The 20,137-nt window shown below is 72.2% G+C and carries 20 protein-coding genes; 10 read left to right on the forward strand and 10 right to left on the reverse strand.

Annotated features, from left to right (window positions below; genetic code table 11):
- Positions 1 to 56: 56 nt before the first annotated feature.
- The 3 genes from ACFYW1_RS32125 (at position 57) to ACFYW1_RS32135 (ending at position 3,247) form a co-directional block, all read left to right on the forward strand.
- Positions 57 to 1,886 (forward strand): trypsin-like peptidase domain-containing protein, encoded by a 1,830-nt coding sequence (locus tag ACFYW1_RS32125; RefSeq protein WP_389001164.1) that lies wholly within the window; start codon positions 57 to 59, stop codon positions 1,884 to 1,886.
- A gap of 99 nt (positions 1,887 to 1,985) precedes the next feature.
- Positions 1,986 to 2,468, forward strand: a complete 483-nt coding sequence (locus ACFYW1_RS32130) for a sec-independent translocase (protein ID WP_389001167.1) — start codon at positions 1,986 to 1,988, stop codon at positions 2,466 to 2,468.
- A gap of 119 nt (positions 2,469 to 2,587) precedes the next feature.
- Positions 2,588 to 3,247 (forward strand): hypothetical protein, encoded by a 660-nt coding sequence (locus tag ACFYW1_RS32135; protein WP_389001170.1) that lies wholly within the window; start codon positions 2,588 to 2,590, stop codon positions 3,245 to 3,247.
- A gap of 76 nt (positions 3,248 to 3,323) precedes the next feature.
- Here ACFYW1_RS32135 and ACFYW1_RS32140 read toward each other — a convergent pair whose 3' ends face one another.
- The 3 genes from ACFYW1_RS32140 to ACFYW1_RS32150 all read right to left on the reverse strand — a co-directional run bounded on the left by ACFYW1_RS32140 (position 3,324) and on the right by ACFYW1_RS32150 (position 6,353).
- Positions 3,324 to 4,457 carry an Mrp/NBP35 family ATP-binding protein gene (locus ACFYW1_RS32140; protein ID WP_389001173.1) on the reverse strand — a complete coding sequence of 378 codons (1,134 nt, stop codon included), beginning with the start codon at positions 4,455 to 4,457 and terminating at the stop codon, positions 3,324 to 3,326.
- Between the two features lie 74 nt (positions 4,458 to 4,531).
- Positions 4,532 to 5,089: a DUF1003 domain-containing protein gene (locus tag ACFYW1_RS32145; RefSeq protein ID WP_389001176.1), complete on the reverse strand. Its 558-nt coding sequence runs from the start codon at positions 5,087 to 5,089 to the stop codon at positions 4,532 to 4,534.
- The gene (locus tag ACFYW1_RS32150; RefSeq protein WP_389001179.1) at positions 5,079 to 6,353 is read right to left on the reverse strand and encodes a magnesium transporter MgtE N-terminal domain-containing protein; all 1,275 of its coding nucleotides are present in this window, start codon (positions 6,351 to 6,353) and stop codon (positions 5,079 to 5,081) included. The genes ACFYW1_RS32145 and ACFYW1_RS32150 overlap by 11 nt, the downstream gene beginning before the upstream one ends.
- Before the next feature lie 203 nt (positions 6,354 to 6,556).
- On the opposite strand from ACFYW1_RS32150, the gene ACFYW1_RS32155 reads away from it, so the two are divergent.
- A complete protein-coding gene (locus ACFYW1_RS32155; RefSeq protein ID WP_389001182.1) occupies positions 6,557 to 7,324 on the forward strand; it encodes a hypothetical protein in 768 nt (255 codons plus the stop codon).
- Between the two features lie 40 nt (positions 7,325 to 7,364).
- Here ACFYW1_RS32155 and ACFYW1_RS32160 read toward each other — a convergent pair whose 3' ends face one another.
- Together ACFYW1_RS32160 and ACFYW1_RS32165 are read right to left on the reverse strand one after the other, a co-directional pair.
- Complete coding sequence (locus ACFYW1_RS32160) at positions 7,365 to 7,889, reverse strand: hypothetical protein (RefSeq protein ID WP_389001185.1); 525 nt, start codon at positions 7,887 to 7,889, stop codon at positions 7,365 to 7,367.
- 35 nt (positions 7,890 to 7,924) lie between these two features.
- Positions 7,925 to 9,040: a magnesium and cobalt transport protein CorA gene (locus ACFYW1_RS32165; protein ID WP_389001188.1), complete on the reverse strand. Its 1,116-nt coding sequence runs from the start codon at positions 9,038 to 9,040 to the stop codon at positions 7,925 to 7,927.
- 410 nt (positions 9,041 to 9,450) lie between these two features.
- Between ACFYW1_RS32165 and ACFYW1_RS32170 the strand changes: the two genes are divergently transcribed.
- The gene (locus ACFYW1_RS32170) at positions 9,451 to 10,035 is read left to right on the forward strand and encodes a suppressor of fused domain protein (protein ID WP_389001191.1); all 585 of its coding nucleotides are present in this window, start codon (positions 9,451 to 9,453) and stop codon (positions 10,033 to 10,035) included.
- Positions 10,036 to 10,140: 105 nt separating this feature from the next.
- On the opposite strand, the gene ACFYW1_RS32175 is transcribed toward ACFYW1_RS32170, so the two are convergent.
- Positions 10,141 to 11,373: an MFS transporter gene (locus ACFYW1_RS32175; protein WP_389001193.1), complete on the reverse strand. Its 1,233-nt coding sequence runs from the start codon at positions 11,371 to 11,373 to the stop codon at positions 10,141 to 10,143.
- 157 nt (positions 11,374 to 11,530) lie between these two features.
- Here ACFYW1_RS32175 and ACFYW1_RS32180 point away from each other — a divergent pair, with 157 nt between their 5' ends.
- From ACFYW1_RS32180 to ACFYW1_RS32190, 3 genes are all read left to right on the forward strand, one after another.
- Positions 11,531 to 12,175 (forward strand): DUF6758 family protein, encoded by a 645-nt coding sequence (locus tag ACFYW1_RS32180; RefSeq protein ID WP_389001195.1) that lies wholly within the window; start codon positions 11,531 to 11,533, stop codon positions 12,173 to 12,175.
- A 126-nt stretch (positions 12,176 to 12,301) separates the two neighbouring features.
- Entirely contained in the window at positions 12,302 to 13,168 is an 867-nt protein-coding gene (locus ACFYW1_RS32185) for a PHP domain-containing protein (RefSeq protein WP_389001198.1), read from the forward strand.
- Positions 13,169 to 13,315: 147 nt separating this feature from the next.
- The gene (locus ACFYW1_RS32190) at positions 13,316 to 13,921 is read left to right on the forward strand and encodes a MarC family protein (RefSeq protein ID WP_356930946.1); all 606 of its coding nucleotides are present in this window, start codon (positions 13,316 to 13,318) and stop codon (positions 13,919 to 13,921) included.
- Positions 13,922 to 13,996: 75 nt separating this feature from the next.
- Here ACFYW1_RS32190 and ACFYW1_RS32195 read toward each other — a convergent pair whose 3' ends face one another.
- Entirely contained in the window at positions 13,997 to 14,149 is a 153-nt protein-coding gene (locus ACFYW1_RS32195) for a hypothetical protein (RefSeq protein ID WP_187438837.1), read from the reverse strand.
- A gap of 229 nt (positions 14,150 to 14,378) precedes the next feature.
- Here ACFYW1_RS32195 and ACFYW1_RS32200 point away from each other — a divergent pair, with 229 nt between their 5' ends.
- The gene (locus tag ACFYW1_RS32200) at positions 14,379 to 15,266 is read left to right on the forward strand and encodes an NYN domain-containing protein (RefSeq protein WP_389001203.1); all 888 of its coding nucleotides are present in this window, start codon (positions 14,379 to 14,381) and stop codon (positions 15,264 to 15,266) included.
- 78 nt (positions 15,267 to 15,344) lie between these two features.
- On the opposite strand, the gene ACFYW1_RS32205 is transcribed toward ACFYW1_RS32200, so the two are convergent.
- Both ACFYW1_RS32205 and ACFYW1_RS32210 read right to left on the reverse strand, forming a co-directional pair.
- Entirely contained in the window at positions 15,345 to 16,190 is an 846-nt protein-coding gene (locus ACFYW1_RS32205; protein ID WP_389001206.1) for an alpha/beta fold hydrolase, read from the reverse strand.
- A gap of 157 nt (positions 16,191 to 16,347) precedes the next feature.
- Positions 16,348 to 18,186: a DEAD/DEAH box helicase gene (locus ACFYW1_RS32210; protein WP_389001230.1), complete on the reverse strand. Its 1,839-nt coding sequence runs from the start codon at positions 18,184 to 18,186 to the stop codon at positions 16,348 to 16,350.
- A gap of 486 nt (positions 18,187 to 18,672) precedes the next feature.
- Here ACFYW1_RS32210 and ACFYW1_RS32215 point away from each other — a divergent pair, with 486 nt between their 5' ends.
- Positions 18,673 to 19,407 carry a ferritin-like fold-containing protein gene (locus ACFYW1_RS32215; RefSeq protein WP_389001209.1) on the forward strand — a complete coding sequence of 245 codons (735 nt, stop codon included), beginning with the start codon at positions 18,673 to 18,675 and terminating at the stop codon, positions 19,405 to 19,407.
- Positions 19,408 to 19,458: 51 nt separating this feature from the next.
- Here ACFYW1_RS32215 and ACFYW1_RS32220 read toward each other — a convergent pair whose 3' ends face one another.
- The gene (locus tag ACFYW1_RS32220; protein WP_389001212.1) at positions 19,459 to 19,728 is read right to left on the reverse strand and encodes a hypothetical protein; all 270 of its coding nucleotides are present in this window, start codon (positions 19,726 to 19,728) and stop codon (positions 19,459 to 19,461) included.
- Positions 19,729 to 20,137 lie beyond the last annotated feature (409 nt).

The following is a 20,137-nucleotide window of genomic DNA, read 5'->3' on the forward strand; positions in this document are numbered from 1 at the left end:
GAGGGACGCCCCCGCCGGGGCGTGCACGGGCCAGTTGAGGCAGTTGCGGGGAGAGCATGGAAGACGGGAAGTCCACCGGGCCGAAGGCGAAGTGGTGGAGCCGTCCCACACCGGGACGCGCCACCCGCACAGCGCCGGACGAGTCCTCGTTCCCCGTCGAGGACGCGCCGCCCGCGGCCGGCTCCGCGGGCGCGCCGACGGCCGGACTCCCGGCGGACGCCGCGCAGGCGCCCGGGGGCCCGGAGCCGTCCGCGCCGGACGACTCCCGCACCACCGCGGCGCCCGTGACCGCCGGGCCCCACGCCCCGGCGGCCGAAGCCCCCGAGCCGATACCGGCCGTCCCGGCCGCCGGAACACCGGTCCCCGAGGCCCCGGCCCCCGGGCCCATGACGTCCGGGCAGCCGATGAAGCCGCTGCACGAGCCCGACGAGTACAGCACCCCGCCCTACGGCGGCCCCGGCCCCTGGGCGCCCGCACCCCCCGTGCAGCGCCCGGTCCCGACCCCGGCGCACGGCACCTCCGTACCGCCGCAGTACACGGGGACGAACGGGGCGGGCACCCCGGCGCCGCTCGCCGCGGCTCCGTCGGCACCGGCCGCGCCCGCGCCCGGCTTCACGCCCCCGCCCCAGCATCCTCAGGCCCAGGCGGCCCCCGCCCCGCTCCAGCCGCAGCCGGCACAGCCGACGCAGTGGCTCCAGTACGACCCCTGGGGCGCGCCCCGGCAGCCGCTCACCACCAACCCGGGCCCGCCGGCCGGGGCCGACACCGGGCGCAAGAAGCAGCGGCGCGGCTCGCTCCTCATCGGCGCGGTGCTGCTCGCCCTGGTGGCGGGCGGCATCGGCGGCGGCATCGGGGCCTACGTCGAGCGCAACGGCGGCCTCACCCGGATCGAGCTGCCGCAGGCCGGTCGCGACAGCGGCGGCCGGGCCCCCGACAGCGTCGCCGGGATCGCCGCCAGCGCCCTGCCGAGCGTGGTCACCCTGCACGTCAGCGGCACCGGCGAGTCCGGCACCGGCACCGGCTTCGTCCTCGACAAGTCCGGCCACATCCTCACCAACAACCACGTCGTCGCCCCGGCCGGTTCGTCCGGCGACATCACCGTCACGTTCAGCGGCGGCGAGACGGCGCGCGGCGAGATCGTCGGCAAGGACAGCGGCTACGACCTGGCCGTGGTCAAGGTCTCCGGCGTCTCCGGCCTCAAGCCGCTGCCGCTGGGCAACTCCGACAACGTGCGGGTCGGTGACCCGGTGGTGGCCATCGGAGCCCCCTTCGACCTGTCCAACACGGTGACCGCCGGCATCATCAGCGCCAAGGACCGGCCGATCACCGCGGGCGGCGAGAAGGGCGACGGCAGCGACATCAGCTACGTGGACGCGCTCCAGACCGACGCCCCGATCAACCCGGGCAACTCCGGCGGGCCGCTCGTCGACGGCAAGGCCCAGGTCATAGGCATCAACAGCGCCATCCGCGCCGCCGACAGCGGTTCGTCGGGCGAGGGCGGCCAGGCCGGTTCCATCGGCCTCGGCTTCGCCATCCCGATCAACCAGGGCAAGCGGGTCGCCGAGGAACTGATCGCGACCGGCCGGGCCACCCACCCCGTGATCGGCGTCACGCTCGACATGAAGTACACCGGGGACGGCGCCCGGGTCGGCACCAAGGGCGCGGGCGGCAACCCCGCGGTGACGCCCGGCGGACCCGGCGCCAAGGCCGGGATCAGGCCCGGGGACGTCATCACGGAGGTCGACGGCCGCCGGGTGCACAGCGGCGAGGAACTGATCGTGAAGATCCGCGCCCACCGTCCCGGCGACCGTCTGGACCTCGGTCTGACACGCGGTGGTAAAGACCTGTCCATCTCTTTGACCCTCGGGTCCGCAACCGGCACGTGAGAGCCCTCGGGCGCTACCGCGACGACAGTTTCGGCGGGTACCGTGGGCCGGGTCCGGACCTCGACCGACCCGGCCCCGGAGAACACGAGGAGCAACAGGGTGTTCAATGACATAGGCGTACTCGAGCTGGTGACGCTCGGGATCCTGGGCGTGCTGATCTTCGGCCCGGACAAGCTGCCCAAGGTCATCCAGGACGCCTCGCGCTTCGTCCGCAAGGTCCGTGATTTCTCGGAGAGCGCCAAGGAGGACATCCGCACGGAGCTCGGCCCGGAGTTCAAGGACTTCGAGTTCGAGGACCTCAACCCCAAGACGTTCGTCCGCAAGCAGCTCATGGACGGCAACGACGACCTGGGGCTGAAGGAGATCCGCGAGACCTTCGACCTGCGCAAGGACCTGAACGAGATCACCGACGCGGTGAACGGCCGGGAGAGCGCCGTGGAGTCCGCCGACTCGCGCAGCGGCGTGTCGAGCAGCCCGGCGATCACCGCCGCCAACGGCTCCCCGGGCGCTCCCGACCTGCTCAAGAAGCGTGACCAGCCGGCCGTGGACAAGCCCCCGCCCTTCGACGCAGACGCCACCTGACCCCCCGCCAACCGGGCTCGTCCGGACGGTATGGCTATTCTCCATCTGTCCGGAAGTGAGTACGCCCGTCGGGGGGCGGGCCGCTCCGGGCCCAACGGATCGAGGAGGCGGCCGGACAAATGGGGACGACGAGTCGGGTGGGCGCGGAAGACGCGCCGAGCACAGTCACCGCAGAGGGGAGTCCGGTGGCCCGGCGCATCGTCGACGGCTACCTGGCGGCCGGATTCCCCTGGTACGGGCTGGACGAGGCATTCACCGGGCCGCGTCGGCTGATGCAGGTGGGCACCACCGCCGACGGCGCGGTGCAGCACGGTTCGGTCGGACACGGCGACGAGCCGTCGGTACGGGCGGACGCGGGCGCGGAGAAGCAGCGGTTCGCCGTCGTCGTCTCGCTGGGCAGCAGCCCGGTGCGGCGCAGTGGCGACGGTACGGGGGTGCTGGACGCGACCACGGTCTCCTCCGCGGCCTGGCTGGCCGGGTCCGGCCTGCTCGCCTGCACCTGGCCGCCGCAGCTGGACCACGCCCTGCGCGACGACTGGCTGAACCAGCAGACGGAGACGGCGTTCGACCTCGCCGACGACCTGGAGGGCCCCGCCTGGTCGGTGCTGTCCCTGCCGGTGGACGGGGTCCCGGTGCCGTTCCACTACCGCGAGTCCGAGTTCGGCTGGGTGCTGGCGGGCTCCGCGCCCGGCGGGGTGCACATCGGCGCGTACGGGCGGGGCATGAGCGCCTACGGCCTGGGCTTCGCGGTGATCGGCGACATCACGTCGTACGCGTAGGCAGCGGTACGAGAGGTACGAGAGGTACGAGCGGGACGGGGCGGTGGACCGGCGGGGCCGGCCACCGCCCCGCGGCTCAGAACTTGTTGCGCGGGGTGATGCCCAGCGACATGCCCGACAGACCGCGCTTGCGGCCGCCCAGCTTGTCCGCGATGGTGCGCAGCGCCTTGCCGGCCGGGGAGTCGGGGTCGGACAGGACGACCGGCTTGCCCTCGTCACCGCCCTCGCGCAGCCGCACGTCGATCGGGATGGAGCCGAGCACCGGAACCTCCGCGCCGACCGTCCTCGTCAGGCCCTCGGCGACCTTCGCGCCGCCGCCGGTGCCGAACACGTCGACCATCTCGTCGCAGTGCGGACACGGCATGCCCGACATGTTCTCGACGACACCGACGATCTTCTGATGGGTCTGCACGGCGATCGAACCGGCCCGCTCGGCCACCTCGGCCGCCGCCTGCTGCGGGGTCGTGACGACCAGGATCTCGGCGTTCGGCACCAGCTGGGCCACCGAGATCGCGATGTCACCGGTGCCCGGCGGCAGGTCGAGCAGCAGGACGTCCAGGTCGCCCCAGTACACGTCGGCGAGGAACTGCTGGAGCGCGCGGTGGAGCATCGGGCCGCGCCACACCACCGGGGCGTTGCCCGGGGTGAACATGCCGATGGAGATGACCTTCACGCCGTGCGAGGACGGCGGCATGATCATGTTCTCGACCTGGGTCGGCTTCCCGTCCGCGCCGAGCATCCGCGGCACGCTGTGCCCGTAGATGTCCGCGTCCACGACCCCGACCTTGAGGCCCTCGGCCGCCATCGCCGCGGCGAGGTTCACCGTCACCGACGACTTGCCGACGCCGCCCTTGCCGGACGCGACCGCGTAGACCCGGGTCAGCGAGCCGGGCTTGGCGAACGGCACCTCGCGCTCCGCCGTGCCGCCGCGCAGCGAGGCCGCGAGCTCCTTGCGCTGCTCGTCGCTCATCACGTCCAGGGTGACGTCGACCCGGGAGACGCCCTCGACACGGGAGACCGCGTCCGTCACGTTCTTGGTGATCGTCTCGCGCATCGGGCAGCCCGAGACCGTGAGATAGACCGTGACAGCGACCGCACCGTCAGCGTCGATCTCGACGGATTTCACCATGCCGAGCTCGGTGATCGGGCGGTGGATCTCCGGGTCGTTCACTGTCGCCAGTGCCTCAAGCACCGCGTCTTCCGTAGCCATACCTCGATAGTACGGGTGCGCGCAGCGCTCCTTGAGGGTGGTGGTGGGCGGATGCTACGCGCGAGTAGCCTCCGTCAGCGGTCTTCGTCGCTCTCGGCCGGGAGCAGGGCCCGCCGGTCGTCCAGGTCCTTCACGAGGTCCTCCAGCTCGGAGCGGATCCAGTCGCGGGTGGCGACCTCGCCGAGCCCCATCCGCAGCGAGGCGATCTCCCTGGTGAGGTACTCGGTGTCCGCGATGGAGCGCTCGTTCTGCTTGCGGTCCTGCTCGTGGGTGACCCGGTCGCGGTCGTCCTGCCGGTTCTGCGCGAGCAGGATCAGCGGCGCCGCGTACGAGGCCTGGAGCGACAGCATCAGGGTCAGGAAGATGAACGGGTACTGGTCGAACCGCCACGGCAGCGGCGCGAAGACGTTCCACAGCACCCAGACGATGATGACCAGCGTCATCCAGACGATGAACCGCCCGGTGCCCAGGAAGCGGGCGATCCGCTCGGAGAACCGGCCGAACGCCTCGGGGTCGTAGTCGGGCAGCACCTTCCGGCGCGGGTCCTTCGGCTGGTCCAGCCGGTGGCGCGGCGGGCGCACGATGCCCGAGGCGCCCGTCGGGGCCGTCTTCGTACGTTCCTCAGCCGCCACGGGGCGCCCCCTCCTCGCTGTGGAAATCGGTCTCCCGCCAGTCCTCGGGCAGCAGGTGGTCGAGGACGTCGTCCACCGTCACCGCGCCGAGCAGCGACCCGCTCTCGTCCACGACGGGCACCGAGACCAGGTTGTACGCGGCCAGGTAGCTGGTCACGGCCGGCAGCGGGGTGTCCGGGCCGAGGGGGACGAGATCGCTGTCCACGACCGAGCTGACCAGGGTGTACGGCGGATCGCGCAGCAGCCGCTGGAAGTGCACGGTGCCCAGGTACTTGCCGGTCGGCGTCTCGTCGGGCGAGCGGCACACGTAGACCTGGGCGGCGAGCGCCGGGGACAGGTCGGCCTGCCGGACCCGGGCGAGGGCGTCGGCGATCGTCGCGTCCGGCCGCAGGATGATCGGCTCGGTGGTCATCAGACCGCCCGCGGTCCGTTCCTCGTACGACATCAGGCGCCGCACGTCGGCCGCGTCGTCCGGCCGCATCAGCGTCAGCAGCCGCTCCTTGTCCTCCTCCGGCAGCTCGGACAGCAGGTCGGCCGCGTCGTCCGGGTCCATCGCCTCCAGGACATCGGCGGCGCGCTCCTCCTGGAGCTTGCCGATGATCTCCACCTGGTCGTCCTCGGGCAGCTCCTCCAGGACGTCGGCGAGCCGGTCGTCGTCGAGCGCGGCGGCCACCTCGGCCCGCCGCTTCGGCGACAGGTGGTGCAGCGCGTTGGCCACGTCCGTCGGGCGCAGCCGCTCGAAGGTGGCGACCAGGGTCTCGGCGCCCTGCCCCACCTCCTCCAGCGAGAACCCGCTGACGGCCGACCAGTCGACCGTCAGGGTCTCGCCCTTGCGGCGCAGAGCCCCGGCCTTGCCCTTGCGCACGAAGTACTTGTCGATCTCCCAGTCACGGCGGGCCGGCAGCTGCTGAATGGCGACGTCGAGGACGGTGACCTCCTCGCCGGTCTCCACGAGGCGGACCCGCCGGTCGAGGAACTCGCCGAGCACCAGGCGTTCGGTGGGCCGCTGTTCGAAGCGTCGCATGTTGACCACGCCGGTGGTGATGACCTGGCCGGACTCGACGCCCGTCACCCGGGTCATCGGGAGGAAGATCCGGCGGCGGCTGAGCACCTCGACGACCAGGCCGAGCAGCCGGGGCGGCCGTCCGCCGACCCGCAGCATCGCGACCAGATCGCGGACCCGGCCCACCTGGTCGCCGTTGGGGTCGAAGACCGGGACACCGGAGAGGTGCGAGACGAAGACCCGGGGGGCGGCTGCCGCCATGGTGCGCCTCCTTCTTCCGGGTACGACTTCCGGGTCCGGCCCGGTTGGCGGCCAATCGGCCGTTATGTCGTGATCAGGCTAGCCCGTACCGCTCGGGGCCTGCGCGGTGGATCCGTCCGTACGGCTCCCTGCCGAAGGGTTCGTACGGCACGGGTACGCTGCGGTCTGCCACCCCCGCCACGCAGATGAGAGGCAGTGCGCCCGTGACCCCTCCCGCTCCGCCCGTCCGGGCCCGACGCCGGACCGCCCTCGCCGTGGTGCTCTGTGCCGGGCTGACCGCCGCGCTCACGGCATGCGGCGGCGACGAGGACCCGGACGAGGGGACCAACGGCGTCGGCAGACTGACCGCCGTGCAGATCGAGAAGAAGGCGCAGAAGGCGGCGGACTCCGCCCCCGCGGTGCGCCTCGCCGGGTCGCTGGTCAGCAAGGGCGGCACGTACAAGCTCGACATGCAGCTCAAGGCGGACGGCGGCACGGGCTCGGTCGTCTCGAAGAACAGCACCTTCGAACTGCTGCGCATCGGTGACGAGCTCTACCTGAAGGCGGACGCCGGGTTCTGGAGCCACGACGAGGGGGCCGGCGCCGACAGCGAGGCGGGCGGGGCCGCCGCCGACAAGCTCCGGGACAAGTACGTGAAGGTGCCCCAGGACGACCCCACGTACAAACAGCTGCGCGGCTTCACGGACAAGAAGACGCTGCTGGACGGCCTGCTCACGCTGCACGGCACCCTCACCAAGGGGGACCGGAAGGAGATCGGCGCGACCCGGACCATCCAGATCGCGGGCGACGAGGGCGCGGGCGGCACGCTCGACGTCTCGCTGGAGGGCACCGCGTACCCGCTGCGCTTCGCGCGCGGCGGCGGCGGCGGGACCGTGCTGCTGTCGGACTGGGGCAAGAACTTCACCCTGGAGGCGCCGGAGAAGCAGGACACGGTCGACTACGGGAAGCAGCTGCCCCGGACGACGTCCTGACGGCCGAGGCCCCGGCGGGGTGAACCGCGGGGCGTGCGGGTCAGCGTTTGCGGCCGCGCTTGAGGAGCAGGCGCGGCAGCCCGGCGGGCACCGGGCGGCGCGTCGTCGCGGGCGTCGGCAGGGGCGCCGCGGCCAGGGAGCCGTCCGGCAGTGCGGTACGGAAGTCGCCGGGCGTCAGCCGCAGCACCCGGCACTCCCGGGCCCACCGCTCCGTCATCCGCTCGGCGTCCGGCGCGTTCAGCCGCTTGCCCTTCAGCTCGGCGACCGCGGCCTCCCACTCCAGTGAGTGCGGCGCCAGCTCCGTCACCGAGGCCGTCCAGGCGATCAGCCGGCCGCCCTTGTCCTTGCTGCGCACGGTCACCTCGGCGGCGGCCCCGTCGCCGAGCCCGGCCGGGAACGGCTGCTCGCCGGGGCCGTCCCCGACCAGGTGCGCCGCGCCCTCGTGCCACACGTGCCACAGCGCCCGCGCGGGACCGGTGCCCCGTACCCAGATCAGGCCGGACTTCTTGGTGGCCTCCTCGACGAGGGCCCGGCCCAGTGGCACGTCAGGTGCGGCAGCAGTCATGCCTGAACTCTATGGGAGGCGCACGGGAGCCGGGATCAGAGCCAGCCGTTGCGCTTGAGGGTGCGGTGGATGGAGAAGCAGACCACGCCGATGACGCCCAGCACCATCGGGTAGCCGTACCGCCAGCCCAGCTCGGGCATGTGCTTGAAATTCATGCCGTAGACGCCGCAGATCATCGTCGGCACGGCGACGATGGCCGCCCAGGACGTGATCTTGCGCATGTCCTCGTTCTGCGCGACGGTCGCCTGCGCCAGGTTGGCCTGGAGGATGGAGTTCAGCAGTTCGTCGAAGCCGATGACCTCCTCGTGCACCCGCGCCAGGTGGTCGGCGACGTCGCGGAAGTACTTCTGGATGTCGGGGTCGATCAGCCGCATCGGCCGCTCGCTCAGCAGCTGCATCGGCCGCAGCAGCGGTGACACCGCCCGCTTGAACTCCAGCACCTCGCGCTTCAGCTGATAGATCCGGCCCGCTTCCGAGCCGCGCGAACTGCCCTTCGCCGGGGCGGAGAAGACCTCGATCTCCACCTCGTCGATGTCGTCCTGGACGGCCTCGGCCACCGCGATGTAGCCGTCGACGACGTGGTCGGCGATGGAGTGCAGCACCGCCGAGGGGCCCTTGGCGAGCAACTCGGGGTCGTCCTGGAGCCGGTGGCGCAGCGCGCGCAGCGAGCCGTGCCCGCCGTGCCGCACGGTGATGACGAAGTCCCGGCCGGTGAAGCACATCACCTCGCCGGTCTCCACCACCTCGCTGGTGGCGGTGAGTTCGGCGTGCTCGACGTAGTGGATGGTCTTGAAGACGGTGAAGAGCGTGTCGTCGTACCGCTCCAGCTTCGGCCGCTGGTGGGCGTGGACGGCGTCCTCGACGGCGAGCGGGTGCAGTCCGAACTCCCGGGCGATGCCCGCGAATTCCTCCTCGGTGGGCTCGTGCAGACCGATCCAGGCGAAGCCGCCCTCGGCCCGTACTTCGAGCATCGCCTCGTGCGGGGTGCGGCAGGTGCCGCGCTCCAGGCGCCGGCCGTCGCGGTAGACCGCGCAGTCGACGACCGCGCTGGAGGCGGACGGGTCGCGGGTGGTGTCGTAGGCGTTGTGCAGGGCGTTGCTCTTGCGCAGGGACGGGCGCACGACGGCGCGCAGGTCGCGGATCATCGACATGGCTGGCTCCTCTTCACGGAGGGCCGTCGTCGGGCACGCGGAACAACCCGGAATGGGGACGTGCGCTCACGTCCGCAAAGCGGGCGGCACCGCAGCGGCGCGATGACGGCGTTCGCTGCAGACAGGCAGGAAAGGAATGCTCTTCCGTCGTGCGCAATGCCATGGGCCTTGACCGAGAAGGCTTCAGATCACCGGGAAGGGTGAGATGCGGAAGAGCGGTTGGTACTGCACGGTCGACTTCGATCCATGGCAGCCCCACCTCCTCCAGCCGGTCCCCCTTGGGGGATGACGTGTCGTCGGGGCTGAGAGCGACGCTTCTGCGTGCTGCCCCGACCGGCGGCCAAGACTATCAGCCGCCTGACGGCCAATCCTTTACTTTGCCCGTTCCATACGCGTTCTATGCTCGCGGGATGGGAGAAATTCTTGCTCTGGTCGAGGCCCGGTTGCTGACGGCCCTCGGTGAACCGGACGCGCGCGCCGCAGTGACGTTTCTCGGCACGGACCGGATCGAGGTGCTCCGCTTCGTCGACGGCGATGTGGTGCGCTACGCCACACTCGGCATGTCCGCCCAGCCGATGGCCGACCCGACCGCGGTCCTCGCGGACCCGGTGAAGGGGCCGCGCGCCGAGCTGGTCCTCTCCGTGCGCGCCGGGCTCGCCGACACCGACAAGGTGCTGCGCCCACTGGCCGTGCTGGCGGCCTCCCCGCAGGTCGAGGGGTTGGTGGTGACGCCGGGTGCCTCGCTGGACGTCGGCGAACCGCTGTGGCCGGGGGCGCCGTTCAGCTCCGTACTGGTCGCGGAGCCGGGCGGTCTGGTCGAGGACCTGGAGCTGGACGCGCCGATGGACCCGGTCGCGTTCCTGCCGCTGCTGCCGATGACGCACAACGAGGCCGCGTGGAAGCGGGTCCGGGGCGCGCAGGAACTCCAGGAGCGGTGGCTCTCGCACGGCACGGACCTGCGCGACCCGCTGCGCGGCTCGGTACCGCTGGACTGACCTCCCGGTCCCCGGTCTCCGGTTCCGGCCCGTCCGGCGCGGAGAGCCCCGCCGCGCGGCCAGGAGGGGGAGCCGCGGGCGGGGCGGTACGGGGCGGACGGCGGGTCAGTCGGCGAAGGCCGCGACCCCGTCCTCGGCGGCGTGCCCCGGCTCCAGCACCTCCGCCTCGTGGGTCAGCGCCGAGCGCCGGGCCCACACGACGAGCGCGCCGGCCACGGCCGCGACCGCGGCGACCACGAACGGGACGTGGATGTCGCTCCACTCCTCGATCTTCGGGGCGAGGTACGGGGCGGCGGCAGCGGCGAACCAGCGGACGAAGTTGTACCCCGCGCTCGCCACCGGCCGGGGCGCGTCCGAGACGCCGAGCGCCAGCTCCGTGTAGACGGTGTTGTTCATGCCGATGAAGGCGCCGGAGACGATCGTGCAGACGATGGCGGCGGTGTGGTTGCCGTACCCCAGGACCAGCAGGTCGACGGCGAGCAGCAGCAGCGAGGCGCCGAGCACCTTCAGCGAGCCGAAGCGCTTCTGGAGCCGCGGGGCGACGAGCACCGAGAAGACCGCGAGCAGCAGGCCCCAGGCGAAGAACACCGCGCCGGACCTGTACGGCGTCATGTCCAGCACGAACGGGGTGAACGCCAGGATCGTGAAGAACGCGTAGTTGTAGAAGAACGCCGAGGTCGCGACCGAGGCCAGACCGCCGTGGCCGAGGGCCCTGATCGGGGCCAGCAGCGAGGTCTTCCGGGCGGGCCTGGGCTGTTCCTTCAGGAACGCGGTGATGCAGAGGAAGCCGATCGCCATCAGCGCGGCCGTGCCGAAGAACGGGTAGCGCCAGCTGGCGTCGCCGAGCAGGGCGCCGAGCAGCGGTCCGCACGCCATGCCGAGGCCGAGCGCCGACTCGTAGAGCAGGATCGCCGCCGCGCTGCCGCCGGCCGCCGCGCCGACGATCACGGCGAGCGAGGTCGACACGAAGAGGGCGTTGCCCAGTCCCCAGCCGGCCCGGAAGCCGACGAGTTCGCCGACGGACGTGGAGGTGCCCGAGAGTGCCGCGAAGACGACGACGAGTGCCAGGCCGGCCAGCAGCGTCCTGCGGCCGCCGATGCGACTGGACACGAAGCCGGTGACGAGCATCGCCACGGCGGTGATCAGGAAGTACGAGGTGAAGAGGAGGGACACCTGGCTGGGCGTCGCCTCCAGGCCCTTGGCGATGGACGGGAGAATCGGGTCCACCAGGCCGATTCCCATGAACGCGACGACAGAGGCGCCCGCCGTGGCCCAGACGGCCTTCGGCTGGCGCAGGATGCTGCCCGCGCCCTGATCGAACGGATCCTCTCCCTGCATGGATCTCCTCGCTCTCCACTAGGTCGTTGCGGTACGCACAGAATAAGTTAGATAGACTAATGAATGCAAGTTACATCTAAATCTGCCGGTGAGGGGAGCACTACGGACGGGTGATCTTGCTTGACGCGGCGACGGTCCTGGAGGACCGTTGGTCGCTATGAGGGGCGAACCCAGTTGCCCGAAGTGCGGAGGCCGGGTCAGGGCACCCGGTCTTTTCGCCGACACCTGGCAGTGCACCCTGCACGGCAGCGTGCAGCCACTGCAGCCGGTCGTTCCACCCAGCGTGGAAGCGCTGGGGGCGGTGGTGCGCCGGGCTCGGGTACCGGTGTGGATGCCCTGGCCGCTGCCGGTGGGCTGGCTGTTCACCGGGGTGGCGAGCGCGGGCGACGACCGCAGCGGCGGTCGCGCCACCGTCGTCGCCTGTTCCGGCCCCGGCCCCGTCGGCGGCATCGGCGAGCTGCTGCTGGTCACCGAGGAACTCGGGCTCGGACTCGGCGCGCGGTACGCCGGGATCGACGGCCCCGACCCCGGCCCGCACCTGGAGGTCGACGGCCCGCCCGACGTCAAGATGCTCGCGGCCGGCCGCCCCACCCCGCTCTGGCACGTCAAGGGCGCCCCCGAGGACCGCGCGGTCTTCGCGGGCGAGGCGCGCGGGCTCTGGCTCTGGGCGATCGTCTGGCCCGAGCAGTCGGGACTCCTGATGTACGACGAGCTGGTGCTCGCCGATCTGCGCGAGGCCGGGGGAGAGATGGACCTCGTGCCGTGCGGGGCGCTCACCCCGCGCCTGCTCGACACGCCCTGACCTCGGCGTGCCCCCGGAGCCGGGGGACATCGGCCGGAGCGGTCCCGGGCCCGGCCGGAGGGTGTTCGAACGCCGGTTATCCTTGAACGTCCCCCTTGTCCGGCCCCGAGCACTGGAGTACGCGTCGTGCGCATCGACCTGCACACCCACTCCACCGCCTCGGACGGCACGGACACCCCCGCCGAGCTGGTGCACAATGCCGCCGCCGCGGGGCTGGACGTCGTCGCGCTCACCGACCACGACACCGTGCGCGGCCACGCCGAGGCGGTCGCCGCCCTTCCCGACGGACTCACGCTGGTCACCGGCGCCGAACTCTCCTGCCGGCTGGACGGGGTGGGCCTGCACATGCTGGCGTACCTCTTCGACCCCGACGAGCCCGAGCTGGCCCGTGAACGCGAACTGGTCAGGGACGACCGGGTGCCGCGCGCCCGCACCATGGTGGGCAAGCTCCAGCAGCTCGGCGTACCGGTCGAGTGGGAGCGGGTCGCGAGCATCGCCGGGGACGGCTCGGTCGGCAGGCCGCACATCGCCACCGCGCTCGTCGAGCTCGGCGTCGTCGAGACCGTCTCCGACGCCTTCACGCCGCAGTGGCTCGCCGACGGCGGACGCGCCCACGCCCAGAAGCACGAACTCGACCCCTTCGACGCGATCCGGCTGGTCAAGGCCGCCGGGGGCGTCACCGTCTTCGCCCACCCGGCCGCCGTCAAGCGCGGCCGGGTGCTGCCCGAGTCGTCGATCGCCCGGCTCGCCGCCGCCGGTCTCGACGGCATCGAGGTCGACCACATGGACCACGACGGGCCGACCCGGGCCCGGCTGCGCGATCTCGCCCGCGAGCTGGGGCTGCTGACCACCGGGTCCAGCGACTACCACGGCAGCCGCAAGACGGTCGGGCTCGGCGAGTACACCACCGACCCCGAGATCTACGGCGAGATCACCCGGCGCGCCACGGGAGCCTTCCCGGTGCCGGGCGCCGGCGGACTCCGCACCGCGTAACGGCGCACACCGAGGGGTGCGGCTCCGCCCGCCCCCGCACACCGTCGCCCGGATCACTTACACGTTTCACCCGCGCGCCTCCGGCTGCCCACGCGGCCCCGCCGGTGCGCCCCTCCACCTCGTTTCTCTCTTCCCGCAAGGCTCACTGTGTTCGACGTCGCCGTCTTCGGATCCCTTTTTCTCACGCTTTTTGTGATTATGGATCCCCCGGGCATCACCCCGATCTTCCTCGCCCTCACCGCGGGCCGCCCCGCCAGGATGCAGCGCCGGATGGCGTTCCAGGCGGTCGCCGTCGCCTTCGGCGTGATCGCGGTCTTCGGTGTGCTCGGCCAGCAGATCCTCGACTACCTGCACGTCTCCGTGCCCGCCCTGATGATCGCGGGCGGGCTCCTGCTGCTGCTGATCGCGCTCGACCTGCTGACCGGCAAGACCGACGAGCCGACGCAGACCAAGGACGTCAACGTGGCGCTCGTACCGCTGGGCATGCCGCTGCTCGCCGGCCCCGGCGCGATCGTCTCGGTGATCCTGGCGGTGCAGCACGCCGACAGCGTGGGCAGCCAGATCTCGGTCTGGTCGGCGATCGTCGCGATGCACGTGGTGCTCTGGCTGGCCATGCGCTACTCGCTGCTGATCATCCGGGTCATCAAGGACGGCGGGGTCGTGCTGGTGACCCGGCTCGCCGGAATGATGCTGTCCGCCATCGCCGTGCAGCAGATCATCAACGGCGTCACCCAGGTCATCCAGAACTCCTGACCGCCCGCCGGAACCACGGCGCCCCCGTACGGATCCTCCGTACGGGGGCGCTTCGTCTTTGTGCGTCGTAGAGCGTTACGAAGCCGAGGATTCGGCCGGGCGGATGTAGATGCGCTGGCCCACGGCTGCGGCCTGCTGCACGATCCGGTTGACGGAGGCGGCGTCCACGACAGTGCTGTCCACGGCGGTACCGTCGACATCGTCGAGTCGCATGATCTCGAAGCGCATATGGCTCCCCTTCGTCTGATCCTCCTGCTGGAGAACTACTGGGAGGACGGGTGACCCGTCCGCAAGGATGTGGGCGCTCGACATCGCTGTCCCGCGCTCACACGGGGTACAACGGCTTGCCCCCTGCAAACATTCCCTACGCTAAGGAAATTTTTTGGATGTCTAAGCATCAGCAGGTCATCGCGCACGAACCGGCGACGAGGACCACGGGGTCCACGACGAGGCCCGAATGAACGAGGCAGAGATCGGCGAGCGCCTGGACCGCACCAACGAGCTGCTCCAGCGGGTGCTCGCCGAGGTGTCGAAGACCCCCTCGACCCACGCCATCTTCGTGGACGCGGGCTATGTGTACGCCGCGGCCGGACTGCTCGTCACCGGCACCGAGGACCGCCGCTCCTTCGACCTCGACGCGGAAGGGCTGATCGAGGCATTCATCGACAAGGCCCGGACGATCTTCGCGGACAGCAGACTGCTGCGCGTGTACTGGTACGACGGGGCCCGCCGGCGCATCCACACCGCCGAGCAGCAGTCCATCGCCGAACTTCCCGACGTCAAGGTCAGGCTCGGCAACCTCAACGCCAACAACCAGCAGAAGGGTGTGGACTCGCTCATCCGCACCGACCTCGAATCGCTCGCCCGGCACCGGGCCATCAGCGACGCGGCCCTGGTCGGCGGCGACGAGGACCTGGTGTCGGCGGTGGAGGCCGCGCAGGGCTACGGGGCCCGGGTCCACCTGTGGGGCATCGAGGCGGGGGAGGGGCGCAACCAGGCCGAACCGCTGCTCTGGGAGGTCGACAGCCAGCGCACCTTCGACCTGGAGTTCTGCCGCCCGTACGTCACCAGACGCCCCGTCACCACCTACGAGGACGACGCCCCCGTGCCCTCGCGCGAGGACGTCCGCTTCGTCGGTGCGCAGATCGCCGCGGCCTGGCTGGTCGCCCGGGGCCGCGAATCGCTCGCCGACCTGCTGCCGGGCCACCCGTACCTGCCGGGCTCGGTCGACCAGGACCTGCTGGTCGAGGCCGAACGGCTGCTCCAGCGGTCGCTGCGCGGCCACGCCCAGCTGCGGCGGGCGCTGCGGGACGGCTTCTGGCAGCACCTGCAGGCGCAGTACTGAGGCCACGGCCCCGCGCACGGTGCGGGGCCGCGGCTGCCGGAGGTCCGTCGCGGGGCCTCCGGCGGTGCGCGTGATCCCTTACAGGCTGTCCCAGAACGCGACGAGCGCGGCGGCCGTCTCCTGCGGGCGGTCCGTGTTGGGCGAGTGCTCGGCGCCCGCGATCCGGGTGCGCCGGGCGTCCAGCCGGGTGGCCATCTCGTCGAGCAGCGGCACCGGCCAGACGTCGTCGCGCTCGCCGGAGAGCACATGGAGCGGCAGCCCCGTGGCGGCCAGTTCGGCCACGCGGTCCGGCTCGGTGGCCAGCTGGCGGCCGGTGGCGATCAGCTGGGCGGGCCGGTGGCGCAGCCAGCGCCGGCGCAGGTCCTCGCCGTCCGTCGCCGCGTCCTCGGGCGGGTCGAAGGCGCGCATCGCGTCCCACACCTGGGCCATGGTCAGCGTCGCGAGCGCGTCGCCGAGCATCTTCACCTTGAGCTGCTGGGCCTCGACGACCTCGGCGGGCCCCGACGACATGAGGGTCAGCGAACGGAACGGCGAGGCGTCGAGCAGCACGGCGGCGCGGGCGATCTGCCCGCCCAGGGAGTGCCCCAGCAGGTGCACACCGCCCTCGCCGGCTTCGAGGGCGGCGGCCTGCGCGAGCACGTCACGGGCCAACTCGCTCTGCTCGTAAGTCTCCTGACGGTCCGTCCCCTCGCTCTCGTACTGCCCGCGGCCGTCCACGGCGACGGTGCGGTACCCGGCGGCCGAGAGCGGTTCGAGAAGCGCGACGAAGTCCTCCTTGCTGCCCGTGTAGCCGGGCAGCAGGAGCGCGGTGCCCCGTACGGCGCCGGACGGCGGGGCGTCCAGCACGGCGAAGTCGCCGCGCGCGGTACGCAACCGGTGGGCGTGGGCGCAGGGGGGCGGGGTGAAGGTGTGCGGCCGGCTCATGGGACGAGGTTAGAGGGTGCGATGCCGGGCGGCGCGGCCGGAAGGCCGGAAGAGCCCGGCCCCTCCCGGCGCCCCGAGGCCCCGGAACGCCGGATGGGCCCGAGGGAATCCCTCGGGCCCATCCGGCGAAATCACGCCCCTGTGTCAGGGGCCGTGCTCAGCCCTCGGCCTTCGTGGCGGCCGTGCGCGGCGCCCGCCGCCTGCGCGGCTTCGCCTCGGCCTCGGCGGCCGGGGCCTCCTGGGCCACCGTCTCCGCAGCCGGCTTGGCGGCCGCACGGGTGCGGCGGCGCGGCTTGGTCTCCGACCGGGGCTCGGAGATCGGCGCGATCTGGAAGTCGACCTCGTCCTCGACCGGCTTGACGACCCGGGCCCGGCGGCGCGGCCGGGTGACCGTCTTCGCCTCGGCCGCCGGCTCGGAGACCGGCGAGGTCTGGAAGTCGACCTCGTCCTCGACCGGCTTGACGACCCGGGCGCGGCGGCGGCGCGGCTTGGCCTCGGCCGGAGCCTCGGTGGCCTTCGGCGCGGCCTCGGCCACCGCCTCGGCAGGGGCCTGCACCGTGTTCAGCGCGGCCTCGGCCGCGACCTCCGCGGCACCGGCACGGGTACGACGGCGGCGGCGCGGCGTACGCGGCTCCGCCGGGGCGTCGACCTCGGTGGCCTCGGGGGCCGGCACGGCGGCGGCGGACGCCTCGGCGGAGACGGCGGCCCCGCCCCGGGTGCGACGGCGCTGGCGCGGCGTACGGGGCGCACGCTCCTCGCGCGTGGCGGACACGGCGGGCGCGGCGGACTTGCGGCCGCGGCCGCCCGTCTCGCCCAGGTCCTCGATCTCCTCCGCCCGCAGGCCCGCCCGGGTCCGCTCGGAACGCGGCAGGACACCCTTGGTGCCGGCCGGGATGTCGAGCTCCTCGAAGAGGTGCGGCGAGGTGGAGTAGGTCTCGACCGGGTCGTTGAACTTCAGGTCGAGCGCCTTGTTGATCAGCTGCCAGCGCGGGATGTCGTCCCAGTCGACCAGCGTGATCGCGATGCCCTTGGCACCGGCCCGGCCGGTCCGGCCGATGCGGTGGAGGTAGGTCTTCTCGTCCTCCGGCGACTGGTAGTTGATGACGTGGGTCACACCCTCGACATCGATGCCGCGCGCCGCGACGTCGGTGCAGACGAGCACGTCCACCTTGCCGTTGCGGAACGCGCGCAGCGCCTGCTCGCGGGCGCCCTGGCCGAGGTCGCCGTGGACCGCGCCGGAGGCGAAGCCGCGCCGTTCCAGCTGCTCGGCGATGTCGGCCGCCGTGCGCTTCGTGCGGCAGAAGATCATCGCGAGTCCGCGGCCGTTGGCCTGCAGGATGCGGGAGACCAGCTCCGGCTTGTCCATCGAGTGCGCCCGGTAGACGTGCTGCGAGATGTTCGCGACGGTCGCGCCCTCGTCGTCGGGCGAGGTGGCGCGGATGTGCGTCGGCTGCGACATGTAGCGGCGCGCGAGGCCGATGACGGCGCCCGGCATGGTCGCCGAGAACAGCATCGTCTGGCGCTTCTGCGGAAGCATGGTGATGATCTTCTCGACGTCGGGCAGGAAGCCCAGGTCGAGCATTTCGTCGGCCTCGTCGAGCACCAGCGCGCGGACGTGCGAGAGGTCGAGCTTGCGCTGCCCGGCCAGGTCGAGCAGTCGGCCCGGGGTGCCGACGATCACGTCGACGCCCTTCTTCAGGGCCTCCACCTGCGGCTCGTAGGCACGGCCGCCGTAGATCGCCAGCACGCGGACGTTGCGCACCTTGCCCGCGGTCAGCAGGTCGTTGGTCACCTGCTGGCAGAGCTCGCGGGTGGGGACGACGACCAGGGCCTGCGGGGCGTCGGTCAGCTGCTCGGGCGCGGCCCGGCCGGCCTCGACGTCCGCGGGGACGGTGACGCGCTCCAGCAGCGGCAGCCCGAAACCGAGCGTCTTGCCGGTGCCGGTCTTGGCCTGGCCGATGACGTCGGATCCGGAGAGCGCGACGGGGAGCGTCATCTCCTGGATGGGGAAGGGGGACACGATGCCGACGGACTCAAGGGCCTCGGCGGTCTCGGAAAGAATCCCGAGTTCTCGGAACGTAGTCAGGGTGCTGCCTCTTCTGTGAGACGCGGTCCGAGGCGAACGCTGGGGGTCGTACCGTGCCGGGGTTGGTCATCCGGCCGCGGATGGGCCGGGTGGCGCGGGACCACTGCCGTCGCTCGAGCGCTCGTGCCGCTGAGGGGGCCCCTCATCTGCGGTCGTACGGTGTCGCACGACCCGCGCGGAGGGCTGTCGGGTCGGAGCCGATCGGGCCACCGACCGGGCATCCTCATTCTTTTTCACCATTTTTTGCGCCGTAAGCACATCCAAAATACTCAGTAGGCGCAATACCACTGTACCCCGGATTCGCGCATGTGTGTCGGGCGAATTCATCGGAACGGTGTGATGTCGCGTACCGGCCGGACCCTTACGCACCTCCGCGGGCGGGCTATTCTGCGGTCCATGGAGACGCCTGACAACGCCACTGAAACCCCTGAACCCACCGGGATCGCCGCCCAGGACTGGGCCACCGCGTCCGCGGAACCGCAGTACCGCGCCGCGGTCGTGGACCTGCTGGGAGCACTCGCGTACGGGGAGCTGGCGGCCTTCGAGCGGCTCGCCGAGGACGCCAAACTCGCGCCGACCCTGGCCGACAAGGCGGAGCTGGCGAAGATGGCCTCCGCCGAATTCCACCACTTCGAGCGGCTGACGGACCGGCTGAGCGCGATCGAGGTGGAGCCGACCGGCGCGATGGAGCCGTTCGCCAAGGCGCTCGACGACTTCCACCGCCAGACCGCGCCGTCGGACTGGCTGGAGGGGCTGGTCAAGGCGTACGTGGGCGACTCCATCGCCAGTGACTTCTACCGCGAGGTCGCCGTCCGGCTCGACTCGGACACCCGCTCCCTCGTTCTCGCCGTGCTCGACGACACCGGCCACGGCAACTTCGCCGTGGAGAAGGTGCGCGCCGCGATCGAGGCCGACCCGCGCGTCGGGGGCCGGCTCGCGCTGTGGGCGCGCCGGCTGATGGGCGAGGCGCTCTCCCAGGCCCAGCGGGTGGTGGCCGACCGCGACGCGCTGTCGACGATGCTCGTCGGCGGCGTGGCGGACGGCTTCGACCTGGCGGAGGTGGGCCGGATGTTCTCCCGGATCACCGAGGCGCACACCAAGCGGATGGCCGCGCTGGGACTCGCCGCGTAGCAGGAGGACGACCACGGTCGACCGGGGCCGCACCCGCGGCCCCGGCACGGCTCAGGCGGCCGCCGACCGGCTCAGACCGTGATTGCGGGGGCGGACCAGCAGCGAGAGCGTCACCACGCCGATCAGCACCGCGCCGATCAGTGTGGCCACTCCGTGACCCGGGCCCAGCACCGAGTGCGTGAGGAACATGCCGAACAGGGCTCCCAGGGCGCCGGTGGTGAACACGGCGCGACGGGACGGGAGCCGGTGGGGCAGGGAACGGAGCGCCACCCAGGCGAGGGCGAGTCCGAGCACGACGGCACCGAGCGGTTCCAGGATCACAGATGATCACCTCGCGAATGGCGGGGCGGGTAAATCGGTCGTTAGCGGTCCTACCCGAAGGACGCGGAACGCAACCCTCCCCGAGCCGGTTTCGCACAGGAATCGCCTGCTGGACGCATGTGCGGACAGATTCGGCCGACTGCGCGGCCGGCCTCGTCCACGACGACGCGCCGAGGGCCCCGATCCGGCCGCGGCCACACGCGGCGGCCCGGTCCGGAACACGACGCGCGGCGGAGCCCGGTCCGGTCACGACGTGGGGGGGGGGGGGGGGGGGGGGGGCGGGGCGGGGGGGGGGGGCGGGGGGGGGGGGGGGGGGGGGGGGGGGGGGTGGGGTGGGGGGGGGGGGTGGGGGGGGGGGGGGGGGGGGGGGGGGGGGGGGGGGGGGGGGGGGGGGGCGGTATTTGTTCCG

This window comes from Streptomyces sp. NPDC002669 (assembly GCF_042889165.1).
Taxonomy (GTDB): domain Bacteria; phylum Actinomycetota; class Actinomycetes; order Streptomycetales; family Streptomycetaceae; genus Streptomyces.